Below are 14,815 nucleotides of genomic sequence, written 5' to 3'. Positions count from 1 at the left end.
GCGCCCAGCGCGACCGCCGCGTCCAGCGCGACCGCCGCGTCTCCCGCACCCGGCGGACTGGCCGCTCGACCCGATCCGACCCCGTCGCCCGGCCGCCGGCCGATCGGCGGGGCCGGCGGGGTGGGCCGCCATGGCATGCTCGAACACGTGACCGTACGCGCCGCCAGCTCCGTCCTCGTCGGGCGCCACCACGAGACCGTGGCGCTGCGAGACGCCCTGTCCCGGGCACGGGCCGGGGAGCCGACCACAGTGCTGGTCGGCGGCGAGGCGGGTGTGGGTAAGACCCGGCTGCTGGAGGAGTTCGCCCGCTGGGCCACCGACGGCGCGGCACGGGTGCTCGTCGGCCAGTGCCTGGAGCTGGGCGAGGCGGGTCTGCCGTTCGCGCCGTTCGCCGCCGCGTTGCGGGCGGTGCTCCGCGCCGACGGCCCCGAGGTCTTCGCCGGCTACGAGGCGGAGTTCGCCCCGCTCCTGCCGGAGCTGGGCCGCGCCTCTGCGGCGCTGACCACCCCGCGCGCCGTCCCGCTCAGCGACGCCCCGCGCGGCTACCTGTTCGACCTGGTCGCCGAGCTGTTCCAGCGGCTGGCCGATGCTCGCCCGCTGGTCCTGATCATCGAGGACCTGCACTGGGCCGACCGTTCCACCCGCGACCTGATCGGCTTCCTCGTCCGGGCGGCGAGGCCGGGCCGGCTGTTGCTGGTCTGCACCTACCGCACTGACGAGTTGCAGCGCGGGCACCCGCTGCGTCCGTTCCTCGCCGAGCTGGATCGGGCCCGGGGTGTGGAGCGGGTCGAGCTGGCTCGCCTGGACCGCGAAGGCACCGCCGCGATCCTCGCCGACCTGCTCGGCGCCGAGCCGCTCGCCCGCGCCGTCGACGATGTCCACGACCGCACCCAGGGCAACCCCTTCTTCATCGAGGAGTTGGCCGTCGCCGGTGACCCGATCGGCTGCGCGGCGCTCCCCGAGACGCTGCGTGACCTGCTGCTGGCCCGGGTGGACCGGCTCCCCGAGCCGGCCCAGCGGGTGTTGCGGATCGCGGCGGCCGGCGGCACCCGCTTCGCCCATGACCTGCTCGCCGAGGTCGCCGGGCTGCCCGAAACCGAGCTGGAGGACGCGTTACGCGCCGCCGTCGCCGCCCAGTTGGTGGTGGCCGACCGGGACGGTGACTACGAGTTCCGACACGCGCTGGTCCGCGAGGCCGTACACGACGAGTTGTTGCCCGGTGAGCACGCCCGGCTGCACGCCCGCTTCGCCGCCGCCATCGAGGCCCAGCCGCATCTGGTCGCCGCCGGCCGCGCCCCGGCCGAGATCGCCCACCACTGGCACGCCGCGCACGACCACCCGCGCGCCCTCGTCGCCGCACGAGCCGCCGCGTGCGCCGCCGCCGACCGGTACGCGTACGCCGAGCAGCGCCGACTGCTGGAGCGGGCGCTGGAGTTGTGGGAGCTGGTGCCGGACGCCGCCGACCTGCTCGGCATGGACCACCTGGCGTTGCTGGAGCAGACCCTGGACGCCGCGGTCACCGCCGGCGACTTCAGTCGGGCCATCACCCTGACCCGGGCCGGGCTGGCCGAGGTGGACGTCGACGCGGCGCCGCTGCGCGCCGCCCGCCTGCTGGACCAGCGCGGTCGACTGATGGCCCTGCTCGGCAAGAGCGACGGCAGCCGCGAGCTGGATGAGGCGTACCGGCTGGCGGCCGGTGGCCCGCCCGGCGCGGAGCGGGTCCGGCTGCTCGCCGACATCGCCACCCACCTGGTCAAGATCGACCCGCAGAAGGCGGCCCGGGTGGCAGCCGAGGCCGCCACCGACGCCGAGGCGCTCGGAGAACATGTGGCCCTGCTGTCCACGCGGATCGCGCTGCTCTGCCACGGCGAGCGGGACCTGACCGGCGGGCTGGCCGAGCTGGGCCAGGCGGCCGCCGCTGCCCGTGCGGCGGGGGACGCGCCGACCCTGGTGCTCGCCATGGTGTTCGAGTCGGACATGCTCTGCGAGTTGGGCCGCTACGCCGAGTCCGCGCAGGCCGCCGAGGCCGGTGTGGCCGAGGCGCGACGGGTGGGGATCAGCCGCTCCACCGGGGCGTACCTGCTCTCCAACCGGGCCGAGGCGCTCATCGCGCTGGGCCGGTGGGATGAGGCCGAGGCGGTCTGTGCGGAGGCCGCCCGGATCGACCTGTCCGGTGTCACCGGTCTGCACTGGCTCCAGTTGGGTGCCGGGCTGCGGCTGGCCCGCGCCCATCCGGGCGCCGACGAACTGGTCGATCGGGCGCTCACCTTCCTCAACCGGCCGTACCTGTGGCCGAACCACCGCCTGCCCCTGCACGAGCTGGCGATCGAGGCGGCGCTGGCCGCGGACGACAAGGTCGAGGCGGTACGGGCGGCCCGCGTCGCGGTGGCCGACGAGAGCCTGCCGCTGCTGCCCCGGGAGGGTTGGCCGGTGCTCAGCGCCGCCGCGCGTACCGCGGCCCGCGTGGGTGACCGGGAGTTGGCGGTCGCGGTGGCGGCGCTCGCCACCGACCTGCCGGCGCGGCACCCGGCCGCCCGTGCGCACGCCGCCCAGGTCACCGCGCTGCTCACGGTCGGCGACCAGGCGCTGCCGGCGTGGCGTACGGCGGTCGACGCGTGGCGGGCCGACGGGCAGCCCTACCCGTTGGGCAGGGCGCTGCTGGCGCTGGCCGAGGCGACCGCCGCAGCCGGGGAACGCGATGAGACGGCGGCGGCGGTCACCGAGGCCACCGAGATCGGCCGGCGGCTGGGTGCGACCCCGCTGGTCGAGGCGGCCGCCACCCTGGCGCGGCGGGTCGGCCTGCGCGGTGCGGCCGGGGGCGGGGCCGGCGCGGACCTGCTGACCGCCCGGGAACGGGAGGTGCTGCGCCTGGTCGCGGAGGGGCACAGCAACAGCCGGATCGCCGAGCGGTTGTTCATCTCGCCGAAGACGGCAAGCGTGCACGTCTCCCGGATCATCGCGAAGCTGGGAGTGACCAACCGGGTGGAGGCCGCCGCCCTGGCCCACCGCCTCGGCCTGCTCACCGAGGCCGCCGGGCCGCGCTGACGCGCACCGAGGCCGCCGGGCCGCGCGCTGAGGCGCACCTAGACCGCCGCGCTGACGTGGACCGCCGAGGTCAGCGTGGCAGGTAGATGCGCCAGCCCTCGATGGTGACCAGGTCGAGGCGGCCCGGCGTGACTCGCTGCCGCTCGTCGAGCACCTCCGCGAGGGGTGAGCCGGCCGGCGCGACCCAGGCCGGTGCCGCCGCGCTGTCCACCTCCCGCCGGTACGCGGGGTAGCGGTCGAAACCGGGACGCAGGGTGTCGTCGACGACCGCGCAGACCACCTGCTCCGCGCTGGCGAAGGTGAGCCGGTTGCAGGTCCAGTAGCCGGCGCGCACGTGCCGTACGCCCAGTTGACGCAGGGTGTTCACCAGCTCGGTGTGCCGGGCCTCGGCGGCCCGGGTCGCCGGGACGGTCTCCGCTGCCCGCCAGGTGGCGTGGGTGGCGGTGCCCAGCGTGGCGGCGAGCAACACCACAGCGACCGACCGGGCCAGCGTCGACCCGACGCCGCGCCGGCCGGTCGCCGCCGGGCGCAGCCCGTGCCGGGCCACCGTCCACACCGGCCAGAGCAGCGCCGGCAGGGAGATGAGCAGGCAGGACAGGTAGCGGGAACTCTCCACGGGGGTGAGCCCGGCGGAACTGCTCACCGCGTACGCGCCGAGGGTGGCCACCGCGGCCAGCACGAGCGCCAGCCGTGCCGCCGCCGCCACCCGAGGCGACACCGCGTCGGGGCCGACGGCGGCAGAGCCAGCAGGGCCGGGGTCGGGGATGCGCAGGGCCCGCCAGGCGGTGGCGGCGGCGATGGCCAGCAGCAGCGGCAGGGCTAGCGCCCACCACAGTTGCCAGGTGCCGCACTGGCCGGGAGCGCAGAAGCCCATGCCCAGTCCGGGGCCGAGCACCAGGCCGCCGTGCAGCCGGTCCGGCCAGCCTGCGCTGGCGTTGGCACCGCTGGCCGCGAGCACGGCGTGCAGCGGGTTGCGCCCGGTCAGCAGGCTGTGCAGCAGCAGTGGGGCCGCTCCCAGCACGGCCGCCGCTCCGAGCAGCGCCCCGGCGGCACCCCACAACTCCCGGCGGCAGAACCCGAGAAGGACCGCGCCGGTCGCCGCGACGTACGGCAGCACGAGCGGGTCGACCCAGAGCATCAGCCCGGCCAGGAACCCCCACGCGGCCCAGCGCGCCAGCCGCCGGCCGGGTCGCCCGGTGTCGGCCGTCCGCGCATCGGGTCGCCCAGCGTCGGCCGGTCGCCGCCCCGGTCGACCGGTGGCCAGATCCACGGCGAGCAGGGCCAGCGCTGCCCCGGCCGCGTTCATCTCGGGGTAGCCGCCGCCGGCGATCAACTGGTTCTTGACGATCCGGTCGGAACCGAGGGCCAGCAGCGCCACCATCAGCAACCCCAACCACCGGTCCCGGGTCAGCCGCAGCGTCAACCGCCAGGCCAGCAGCAGGAACAGCGCGTACAGGACCAACGTGGGCAACCGCAGCCCGAGCAGCGACGGCCCACCGGCGAGGGCGAACACCGGCGCGGCCAGGTACGCCTCCAGCGTGCCCATGTACTGCTGACCGTAGAACCAGACCGGGAAGCCCTCACCCCGGGCGATGTGCAACGCGGCCAGCCCCATGGTGGCCTCGTCGCTGTTCGTCGGCGGGGCGGCGTGCAGCAGCAGCCAGAGCCGGTAACCCACCCCGGCGAGCACTGCCAACCCGGTGAGCCAACCGACCAGGCCGGGACGTGCGCCGGGTCGCGGGCGGGGCGAGTCGGCGCCGCGCGGCTGCTCGCGTACGCCGACGGTCATCACAGGATCATGACACCCGGACGCCGAACGGCCGTGCGGCGCTGCCGGCGGAGTCAGCCGGCGGTGGCGACCGAGGCGGCGGCGCGGGCGTCGATGGCCTGCTTGTAGAGCCGGCCGGCCCGGTACGACGAACGCACCAGCGGCCCGCTCATCACCCCGGCGAAGCCGATCTCCTCGGCCTCCTCGCGCAGCTCCACGAACTCCTCCGGCTTGACCCAGCGGGTCACCGGGTGGTGCCGGGGCGAGGGGCGCAGGTACTGGGTGATGGTGATCAGCTCGCAGCCGGCCTCGTGCAGGTCGCGCAGCGCCTGCGAGACCTCGGCCCGCTCCTCGCCCATGCCCAGGATGAGGTTGCTCTTGGTGACCAGGCCGTCGGCGCGGGCCTGCCGGATCACGTCCAGCGAGCGGTCGTAGCGGAACGCCGGCCGGATGCGCTTGAAGATGCGCGGCACGGTCTCCACGTTGTGGGCCAGCACCTCGGGACGGGAGCTGAAGACCTCGGCCAACTGCTCGGGGACGGCGTTGAAGTCCGGGATCAGCAGCTCGACGCCGCAGCCGGGCTGCAGGGCGTGGATCTGTCGGACGGTCTCGGCGTACAGCCAGGCGCCGCCGTCGGGCAGGTCGTCACGGGCGACACCGGTGATGGTGGCGTAGCGCAGGCCCATCGAGACCACCGACTCGGCGACGCGACGCGGCTCGTCGGCGTCGAACTCGGCCGGCTTGCCGGTGTCGATCTGGCAGAAGTCGCAGCGCCGGGTGCACTGGTCACCACCGATGAGGAAGGTGGCCTCCCGGTCTTCCCAACACTCGTAGATGTTGGGGCAGCCGGCCTCCTGGCAGACGGTGTGCAGCCCTTCGCGCGAGACGAGCCCACGTAGCTGGGTGTACTCCGGGCCCATCTTGGCCTTGACCTTGATCCATGGCGGTTTGCGCTCGATCGGCGTCTCGGCGTTACGCGCCTCGATCCGCAGCAGACGCCGCCCCTCGGGGGCCGCCGTTGCGGTGCGCGCTGCCTGGCCGGTCGTCGGCGCGGAGTGCTCGATCGTCACGAAACGAGCCTACGCCGGACGGCAGGTGTCTATGTGCGTCAGGCGACCGGCGTCACGCCCCGAACGTTGTGACGCCGGACACCGGGGTGTCGAAAATGTGCGTCACACGAGCGGGATTCGGGTGCTACGGTCACCGCCAACAGCGACGACGGAGCCGAGTAGCCCCCGACCCGCCAGTGCAGAGAGCCGCCGGTGCTGAGAGGCGGTCTGGCGCCGGGGCGCGAAGACCCTCCCGAGCTGCGGGAAGAACGGCCGCGGGTCACCCGCGCACAGTAGAGCCCGCCCGGCTGGCCCCGGTCAACAGGCGACGAACGAGGCCCCCGCTTCGGCGGGGGCGAAGGTGTGGTGGCACCGCGAGGTTCCCGCTCGCCCACACCTCCCTGGGGCTGATGCGACGCTTCGCCACCCAGGGCGGCGACGGCGTGGCGATCGACCGAGGAGCTGTACGCCATGCAACGAACCCTGTCCCAGCAACTGCCCGCCAGGATCGGCACGACAGTGCGGATCGCCGGCTGGGTGCATCGCCGCCGACTGCTCAAGTCGGTGGCCTTCCTGATCGTGCGGGACGCCACCGGCCTGGCCCAGGTGGTCGTCACCGACCCGGCCGTCCGCGCCGAGCTGGAAAAACTCACCGAGGAGACGGTCGTCGAGGTCACCGCGACGGCCACCGCGAACGACACCGCGCCCGCCGGGGTCGAGCTGACCGACCCGACGGTACGTCCACTCGGGCCGCCCGCCGTACCGCCACCGTTCGACCTGTACCGGCCGGCGCTCACCGCGAGCCTGCCCACCCAGCTCGACAACGCGCCCACCGCGCTGCGGCACCCCACCCGGTCGGCCGCGCTGCGGATCTCGGCGGCGGCGGTGGCCGGGTTCCGGGCCGCACTCGACGCCCAGGACTTCGTGGAGGTCCACACGCCGAAGGTGGTCAGCTCCAGCACCGAGAGTGGGGCGAACGTGTTCGCGCTGGACTGGTTCGGCCGGCCCGCGTACCTGGCCCAGTCGCCGCAGTTCTACAAGCAGCTGATGGTCGGCGTCTTCGAACGTGTCTACGAGGTGGGGCCGGTCTTCCGGGCCGAACCGCACGACACCGTCCGGCACCTCGCGCAGTACACGTCGCTCGACGCGGAGCTGGGCTTCGTCACCGACCACCGGGACGTGATGCGCGTGCTGCGCGACACCGTGGCGGGGATGCTGGACACGGTGAGCGGCCGGGCCGGCAGCGCTCTGGCGACGCTCGGCGTCACACCGCCGCAGGTGCCGGCGGAGATCCCGGCGGTGCACTTCACCGAGGCGCTGACGATCGCCGGCGCGCCAGCCGACGAGCCGGACCTCGCGCCGGCTCACGAACGGGCGCTGGGCGAGTGGGCCCTGCGTGAACACCTGTCGGACTTCCTCTTCGTCACCGGCTACCCGATGGCGAAGCGGCCCTTCTACACCCACCCGGACCCGGCGCGGCCGGCGTACTCGAACGGTTTTGACCTGCTCTTTCGGGGTCTGGAGCTGGTCACCGGCGGGCAGCGGCTGCACCGGCACGCCGACTACCTGGCGGCGTTGGCGGCCCGGGGTGAGCCGGTCGAGCCGTACGTCGGCTACCTGGACGCGTTCCGGCACGGCATGCCACCGCACGGTGGCTTCGCCATCGGCCTGGAACGGTTCGTGGCCCGGCTGGTCGGCGCGGCCAACATCCGGGAGGTCACCGCGTTCCCGCGTGACCTGCACCGCCTCACTCCCTGACGGAGGCGGGCCCACACTCGGCGAGCCGGTCGCGTAGCCGGGCCGCCTGCGGGTCGTTGAGGTCGAGCGCGAGCGCCGCCCGGTACGCCGTGGCGGCCTCGTCGGCTCGGCCGAGGCGGTACAGCAACTCGCCCCGGGTGGCGTGGAACCACGGGTAGCCGGCCAGCCCGCCGATCGCGTCCACCAGCGCCAGCCCGGCGGCGGGGCCGTCCCGCTCGGCGACCGCCGCCGCCCGGTTCAGCCGCACCACAGGGGTGTCGTGCACGGTGAGCAGCACGTCGTACCAGGAGATCACCGCGTCCCACGGGGTCTGCTGGTACGACGGGGCGAGGGCGTGGCAGGCGGCGATGGCGGCCTGGACGACGTACCGGTCGGGTTGGTCGGGGGTACGACGCAGTCCACCACCGACCAGGTCGACCCCGGCGGCGATCGCGGCCCGGTCCCAGCGCGTGCGGTCCTGCTCGCCCAGGAGCAGCGGTCGACCGTCGACGCCGACCCGGGCGGCCCGCCGGGAGTCCTGCAACAGCAGCAGGGCCAGCAGGCCGAGCACTGTCGGTTCGTCCGGCATCAGCTCGACCAGCAGCCGGGCGAGCCGGAGGCCCTCGTCGGCCAGCCCGACCCGGATCAGGTCGTCGCCGACGCCGGCCGCGTAACCCTCGTTGAAGATCAGATAGACGGTGGCGGCGACGCCGGCCAGTCGTCCTGGCAACTCCTCGGCCGGCGGTATCCGGTAGGGGATGCCCGCCTGGGTGATCTTTTGTTTTGCCCGGGTGAGTCGCTTGGCCATCGTCGCCTCGGGCACCACCAGGGCACGGGCCACCTCGGCGGTGGCCAGCCCGCCGATGGTACGCAGCGCCAGCGCCACCTGCGTGTCCAGTGACAGCGCCGGATGGCAGCAGGTGAAGACCAGCCTGAGCAGGTCGTCCCGAACCGCCTCGGGTGAGTCCGACGCGGGGTCGAGCAGCGCCACGGCTTCGGACTCCTTCCCGGCGCGGCGGGCCTCCCGGCGGATCAGGTCGACCGCGCGTCGTCGCGCCACGACCAGCAGCCAGCCGCGCGGGTTGTCCGGCACGCCGTCGCGCGGCCAGGTCTGCAGGGCGCGCAGCACCGCGTCCTGGGTGGCGTCCTCGGCCAGGTCGACGCTGCCGGTGACGCGGATCAGCGTGGCCAGGATCCGGGACCGCTCGGCCCGGACCACCTGTTGCGCCGCGTTGGCGGCGGTCTCCGCGTCACCGGTCAGCATCGGGTCACAGTGGAATGACGGGACGGACCTCGACCGCGCCGTTCCAGGCCGCGGGCATCGCCGCTACCGTCGCCACGGCCTCGTCCAGGTCCGCGCACTCCAGCAGGTAGAAGCCGGTCAGGGCTTCCTTGGTCTCGGCGTACGGACCGTCGGTGGTGAGCACGTCACCGCCCTTACCGCCGGAAACCCGCACCGTGGTCGCGGTGGCCGTCGGGTAGAGCGCGCTGCCGCCCCTGATCACCGCACGGGCGGCAGCACCGAACTCCCGGTACTCCGCCATCTCGTCAGCCTGTTCGGGGCTGCTCCAGTCGACGTCAGCGGTGTAGGTCAGCGCGATGTAGGTGGGCATGTCCGCTCCTCGCGTCCGGGTCGGGCGGTGGCCGCCGGCCTCAGGTGTCGAGCCGGCGCTGGTCGCCGACTCCACCATAGGGACGATCGGCCGGACGCCCCACGGGACACTCGGTGCGGAATTTCTGGTCGGCGACCCTGGGCCCCCGACGCGGCGCTCAGACCTCGATGAGGGTGGAGAGCCGGCGCTCGACCACCGGCAGCACGTCGGCGACGCTGATCGGGCGACCCAGCTCCGCGGTGAGCGAGGTGACGCCCGCGTCCCGGATGCCGCACGGCACGATCCGGTCAAAGTACGTCAGGTCGCAGTCGCAGTTGATCGAGAAGCCGTGCAGGGTGACGCCCCGGGCCACCCGGATGCCGATGGCGGCCACCTTGCGGGCCGGCCCCCGGTCGTCCTCGGGCACCCATACCCCGCTGCGCCCCTCGACCCGGCCGGCGGTCAGCCCGATCTCGGCGCACACGTCGATGAGCAGCTCTTCGGTCCGGCGCACGTAGGCGACCACGTCCACCGGGTCGGGCAGGCGCAGGATCGGGTAACCGACGAGCTGCCCCGGCCCATGCCAGGTGATCTTGCCGCCACGGTCCACGTCGACGACCGGGGTGCCGTCCATGGGCCGGTCCCACGGTTCGGTGCGCTTGCCCGCGGTGTAGACGCTCGGGTGCTCCAGCAGCAGCACTGTGTCGCCGCGCTCGCCAGCCACCACCGACTCGTGTAGGCGCCGCTGCTCGTCCCAGGCGGCCTGGTAGTCGAGCAGGCCGGCACGGACGGCCGTCAGGCCGGGGGTCGTCGTCGTCACGGCAACCAGCCTAGTCCCGTCAGAGGCGATCTTCCCTGGTGAGCCGCCTCACGAGGACCTCGTCGTGCCGGTCGCGGCACCCCTCGGCGGCTCGTTGTCACGCCGGAGCAGGGACCGTCGCAACGCGGTGGCGGCGGATCCGGCGAACGACGAGAGCGATCGCGAGCAGCGTCGGCACGCCCAGCGCCAGGTAGACCCAGAACGGGGCGGCGAACGGTGACGGCCGGGGCTCCCGCCCACCGAACGCGGCAGGGGTCAGCAGGTCGCCCGGCACCATCAGGTCGGTCGACCCGACCGGCGTGGTCACCAGCACCTCGCGACCGCCGTCGGGCGACAGCGCGGCGAGGAAGGCCTGCCGGTCCGTGTCCTGCTCCGTCTCGCTGACATACCGCAGGATCGGGTCGTTTCCGCGCCAGCCGATGACCCCGCTGGCCGAGGTGCCGGCCGGCAGGGCCTGGCCGACCGCCTGACCGGTGGCCGTGTCCAGGAACTCGATTCGCCAGGTGCGCGCCGCCGCCTGCTCGGCCGTGCACCTGGGCCCGGCGCAGCCGTCGAAGGCGAGCAGCGCGAGCCGCCGGCCGTCGGGGTGCCAGGCGGCGGGGCCGGCCAGTATCCGCCGGTCGCCCAGGTCTACCTGCCAGCGAGGATCGCCGCCGGCCGGGTCGAGGACCACCAGTCGCTGACGCTCGGCGAGCTGGGCCGGCACGTCCGGCGAGCCGGTGACCGCCACCAGGTCGCCACCGGGTGACCAGGCCGCCCCGTTGTGGGCGGCGAAGGTGCCGGCCGCGACCACCTGCTCGGTGCCCTGGTACGGGTCGACGACGAGCAGGTCGTCCGGCTTCTCCGGATCGTTCAACTGCTGGTTGTCCGGCCCGTAGCTGATCACCGGATCGTCGTTGCTGCGGGTGCCGAGCACGCGTCGGCCATCCGGCGACCAGGCGAAAGGGTGCAGCCCGGGTGTCACTGTGCGGCGCTGCCGGCCGGTGGTGAGGTCCAGCAACTCGCCGGACTGCGGCCGCAGGTAGTGGCGCCCGTCGGGGGAGAGCAGCCCGTGCCCCTCGGCTATGCCGATCGGAATGAGCCGGTAGGCGCCGTCCCGGGCGACCAGCACCCCGGTCGACTCGAAATAGCGGGTGCGGTCGGTGAAGAACACCAGCGCGGCCGGACCGGCCGGGCGTTGCCCCACTGTGGCCTGCCACAGCCACGGATCGCGCACCCGGCTCGGCACCACCCCGACCGTGCTGTCGGCGACAGTGCTCCCGCCGGCCGTGCTGTCGGTGACAGTGTTCGCGACCGTGGCGGCTGGCGCGCTGAGCGCGACGCTGTTCGCGGCCGTGGCGGCTGGCGCGCTGAGCGCGACGAGCCCCAGCGCGAGCCCGACCACTGCGGCACGCCGCAATCGCCCACCGGTCAGTCCCATCGGCCCATTAGACGCGACGGCGGTCGGTCGCGATGCCCCGGCCGACCGCGTCGCGGTCTACCGGTCGGCCGGCGGGATGCGCCAGAGCCAGACGTCGTCGACCCGTTGCGGCTCGCCGAACAGGGCGGTGCCGGTACGCAGCAGCGCCGCCTCGTCGACCTCGAACTTCGCGCCGTGCACCTCGTCGGCGAGCACCACCGTCTCGATGCGCCAGTGCCGCAGGTCCGACTGGACCTCCCGGATCGTTCCGTCGGTGACGATGGGGACCAGCCCGGTGCGGCCGGCCTGGTCCATCAACGCGCTCAGCGTGCGCGGCACCGGACCGATCCGGCCCCGCCCGTCCGGCCCGCCGGGGCCGAGGAAGAAGCCGCCCGGGATCTCGAACTCGCCCTGCCGGTGCGACAACGCGTACGCCTGCCAGCGTTGGCCGTCCGGGTAGATGTCCACGGTCAGCGGCACCGGGGTCAGCACCCCGTCGGGTGACACGTAGTCCCGCCAGGTGCCGGAGGTGATGAAGCGCGGGATCGGCTCCCGTTCGTCGGTCAGCAGCGGGGTGGGCAGCAGCGGCACCAGGGCCACCGCGAAACCCAGCACCCAGGCCAGCTCCGTGGGGCGGTACCGGGGTGGCGCGGCGCGCAACTGGTCGACGGTGTACGCCAGTAACAGCCCGATCACTGGCGCGACCACCAGTGCCAGCCGGGCCGGTAGCGCGGCGTTCACCACCGGCAGTTGCCCGACCAGGTCGAACGGCATGGGCAGATCGGTGCGTCGGCCGTCGACCTTGGCGACCGGCCCGAAGGAGAGCACCGCGAAGATCAGAGCGAGGGCACCCAGCGCCCAGAGGGTGGCCCGGCGGTGCGGGTCGGCCCGCCGCCAGAGCACGACGAAACAGATCACGGTGAGCACCAGCAGCGGGATGCCGAAGAACGAGTTCTCCTCGGTCGGGTTCGGCGCCAGCGAGGTGCCCAACCCGGCCTCGCCGGCCAGTGAGCGGCGCGGGAAGGCGGCGAACGCCGCGATGTCCTCGGAGTGGATCACCGGGTCGAAGCCGGTGCCGTGGAACCGTTGTGGCCCGGCGAAGTGCAACCACAGGGGGTACGACAGCAGCACACCGGCGACCACGGCGGTCACCCCGAGCCCGCGCAGGAAGGTGGGCAGCGCGGCGCGGGCCTCCACCCGGTTGGCCGGGTGCAGCGCCCAGATGGCGACGAACACCCCCAGCGCCAGCGCGGTGAAGAAGAGCCCTTCGGCGGCGATCGAGAAGGCCACCGCGACCAGCACGCCGAGGATCACCCCGTCACGTAGCCAGTGCCCGGCGCGGCGCAGCGCGAACAGCCGCCAGATCAGCAGCGGCACCAGCCAACCGGCGGTCCAGTTCAGGTGCGCGTTGGCGTGCGACACCATGCCGGGGGAGTAGGCGATGAACAGCGCGCCGACCCCGGCGGCCAGCCGGCTGCGGACCAGGTGTCGGGAGAGCAGCCAGTACCAGACCAGCGCGGTGGCGAGCAGGTTCAGGGTGAGGATCACCAGGAACGTCGCCGGCGGCCCGATCAGGTACGTGAGCGGGGCGAAGACCACCGCGTACACCGTGATCGAGGTGTTGACCGCGAGGTTCACGCCGTCCGGGACGTTGATCAGGTAGGTGAAGAGCGGGTTGTCCCCGTGGGTGACCGCGTGCCCGCCGAAGGCCAGCAGCCATTCGAAGAGCGCCTGGTCACTGGAGTTGGCGGTGATGGTGCGGACGTTCGGGTCCCGCCACAGCCCACTGGTCACCCAGACGGCGAGCGCGAGCGCCACCAGCACGACGATCAGGTCGGCCCGGCGGTCCCGGACGGCGCGCGGCGGTGACACGGGTGCGGGCCCGGTGGCCAGCGACGGGGAGGACGGCACGCAGCGGACGTTACCAACCGGACCTGGACGGGCCGGTCAGACCTGCAAGGACGGGACCGTTGGGGACGGATTCCCTCCGCCACGGCGGCGGTCTCGCGTACACAGCGTCCGTCGTGAATGTGTGAGTGTGCCCCATGTCATAGCCGCGACACGTCGTCGTAACGTCACGGCAACTCGACCGTGACCCAGTTCACAGTCTGCCCCCTCAGGAGGCCGCCGTGCGCCGCTCCTCATCCATCCTCACCCGGCTGCTCGGTGCAGCCGCCGGGCTCGCCCTCGCCGTCGCGGGCGCGGTCGCCGTCGCCGCACCCGCCCAGGCCGCCACCCTCACCCAGGTCACCGGTTTCGGCTCCAACCCCGGCAACCTCGCCATGTACGCCTACCGCCCGGACGGCCTGCCGGCCAACTCCCCGGCCGTCGTCCTGCTGCACGGGTGTACGCAGAACGCCTCCGGCTACTTCGCCAATTCCGGCTGGCAGAAGTACGCCGACCAGTGGAAGTTCGCCCTGATCGTCGCCCAGCAGCCGTCCGGCAACAACGCCAACTCCTGCTTCAACTTCTTCGAGGCGGGGGACACCACCCGAGGTCAGGGTGAGGCGCTGTCCATCAAGCAGATGGTCGACCACGCCAAGACGAACTACGGGGTCAACGGCTCCCGGGTCTACGTCAGCGGGCTCTCCGCGGGCGGGGCGATGAGCGCGGTCATGCTGGCCACCTACCCGGACGTCTTCGCCGCCGGGTCGATCATCGCGGGGATCCCGTACCGCTGCGCCACCAGCATGGTCAACGCGTTCAGCTGCATGAACCCGGGTGCGGACAAGACCCCGGCCGCCTGGGGCGACCTGGTCCGTGGCGCATACTCCGGCTACACCGGCCCGCGTCCCCGGGTGGCCATCTGGCACGGCACCTCGGACACCACTGTCACCCCGCTCAACGGCACCGAGTCCCGCGACCAGTGGACCAACGTGCGAGGGGTGTCGCAGACCCCGACCAGTACCTCGTCGCTGCCCGGCAACACCAGCCTCGAGGTGTACGGCAACGACGACGTGCGGCTTTACCGGATCTCCGGGATGGGCCACGGCACCCCGGTCGACCCGGGCTCGGCGGCCGAGCAGTGCGGCACTGCGGGCGCGTACTTCCTGGACACCATCTGCTCGACGTACCGTGACGCGCTCTTCTTCGGTCTGAACGGCGGCGGGACCAACCCGACCCCGACCCCGACGGCCACCCCCACGCCGACCCCGACGGCCACCCCGACCACGCCGCCGACCTGCGTGACGGCCAGCAACTACGCGCACGTGGCGGCCGGACGGGCGTACCAGTCCGGCGGCTACGCCTACGCCAACGGCTCCAACCAGCGCATGGGCCTCTACAACACCTTCTACACCAGTGCCCTCAAGCAGACCGGCCCCAACCACTGGGTGGTCGGCTGCTGACCCCATCCGCCTGCCCCGCCTGCCCCGCCTGCCCCGCCTGCCCCTGTTGATCAAGAGG

General features: G+C 73.5%; 10 protein-coding genes. 3 read left to right on the top strand and 7 right to left on the bottom strand.

Translation table 11 applies throughout. The features are described 5' to 3' along the window. Nucleotides 1-147: 147 nt before the first annotated feature. Entirely contained in the window at nucleotides 148-3,045 is a 2,898-nt protein-coding gene (locus MED15_RS13680; RefSeq protein WP_244220453.1) for a helix-turn-helix transcriptional regulator, read from the top strand. A gap of 70 nt (nucleotides 3,046-3,115) precedes the next feature. On the opposite strand, the gene MED15_RS13675 is transcribed toward MED15_RS13680, so the two are convergent. Both MED15_RS13675 and lipA read right to left on the bottom strand, forming a co-directional pair. Beyond that, nucleotides 3,116-4,834: a hypothetical protein gene (locus MED15_RS13675; protein WP_112735781.1), complete on the bottom strand. Its 1,719-nt coding sequence runs from the start codon at nucleotides 4,832-4,834 to the stop codon at nucleotides 3,116-3,118. A gap of 53 nt (nucleotides 4,835-4,887) precedes the next feature. Then, complete coding sequence (gene lipA / locus MED15_RS13670) at nucleotides 4,888-5,883, bottom strand: lipoyl synthase (RefSeq protein ID WP_112589194.1); 996 nt, start codon at nucleotides 5,881-5,883, stop codon at nucleotides 4,888-4,890. 450 nt (nucleotides 5,884-6,333) lie between these two features. Between lipA and aspS the strand changes: the two genes are divergently transcribed. Continuing rightward, complete coding sequence (gene aspS / locus MED15_RS13665; RefSeq protein ID WP_112725174.1) at nucleotides 6,334-7,620, top strand: aspartate--tRNA(Asn) ligase; 1,287 nt, start codon at nucleotides 6,334-6,336, stop codon at nucleotides 7,618-7,620. Here the strand turns inward: aspS and MED15_RS13660 are convergent. From MED15_RS13660 to MED15_RS13640, 5 genes are all read right to left on the bottom strand, one after another. Continuing rightward, complete coding sequence (locus tag MED15_RS13660; protein WP_112735779.1) at nucleotides 7,610-8,863, bottom strand: RNA polymerase sigma factor; 1,254 nt, start codon at nucleotides 8,861-8,863, stop codon at nucleotides 7,610-7,612. The genes aspS and MED15_RS13660 overlap by 11 nt on opposite strands. Before the next feature lie 4 nt (nucleotides 8,864-8,867). After that, nucleotides 8,868-9,212, bottom strand: coding sequence for a YciI family protein (locus MED15_RS13655; protein ID WP_091407433.1), 345 nt, complete (start codon nucleotides 9,210-9,212; stop codon nucleotides 8,868-8,870). Nucleotides 9,213-9,369: 157 nt separating this feature from the next. Then, the gene (gene lipB / locus MED15_RS13650) at nucleotides 9,370-10,011 is read right to left on the bottom strand and encodes a lipoyl(octanoyl) transferase LipB (protein WP_112589188.1); all 642 of its coding nucleotides are present in this window, start codon (nucleotides 10,009-10,011) and stop codon (nucleotides 9,370-9,372) included. Between the two features lie 97 nt (nucleotides 10,012-10,108). After that, the gene (locus MED15_RS13645) at nucleotides 10,109-11,431 is read right to left on the bottom strand and encodes a TolB-like translocation protein (protein WP_146766713.1); all 1,323 of its coding nucleotides are present in this window, start codon (nucleotides 11,429-11,431) and stop codon (nucleotides 10,109-10,111) included. A gap of 57 nt (nucleotides 11,432-11,488) precedes the next feature. Beyond that, nucleotides 11,489-13,321 carry a DUF6311 domain-containing protein gene (locus tag MED15_RS13640; protein ID WP_112589184.1) on the bottom strand — a complete coding sequence of 611 codons (1,833 nt, stop codon included), beginning with the start codon at nucleotides 13,319-13,321 and terminating at the stop codon, nucleotides 11,489-11,491. 218 nt (nucleotides 13,322-13,539) lie between these two features. Here MED15_RS13640 and MED15_RS13635 point away from each other — a divergent pair, with 218 nt between their 5' ends. Then, nucleotides 13,540-14,757, top strand: coding sequence for an extracellular catalytic domain type 1 short-chain-length polyhydroxyalkanoate depolymerase (locus MED15_RS13635; RefSeq protein ID WP_112725176.1), 1,218 nt, complete (start codon nucleotides 13,540-13,542; stop codon nucleotides 14,755-14,757). Nucleotides 14,758-14,815 lie beyond the last annotated feature (58 nt).

This window comes from Micromonospora noduli, assembly GCF_003264475.1.
Classification (GTDB): domain Bacteria; phylum Actinomycetota; class Actinomycetes; order Mycobacteriales; family Micromonosporaceae; genus Micromonospora; species Micromonospora noduli.
Note: the sequence above shows the minus strand (reverse complement) of the source record. Positions and strands in the feature narration are given on the sequence as shown.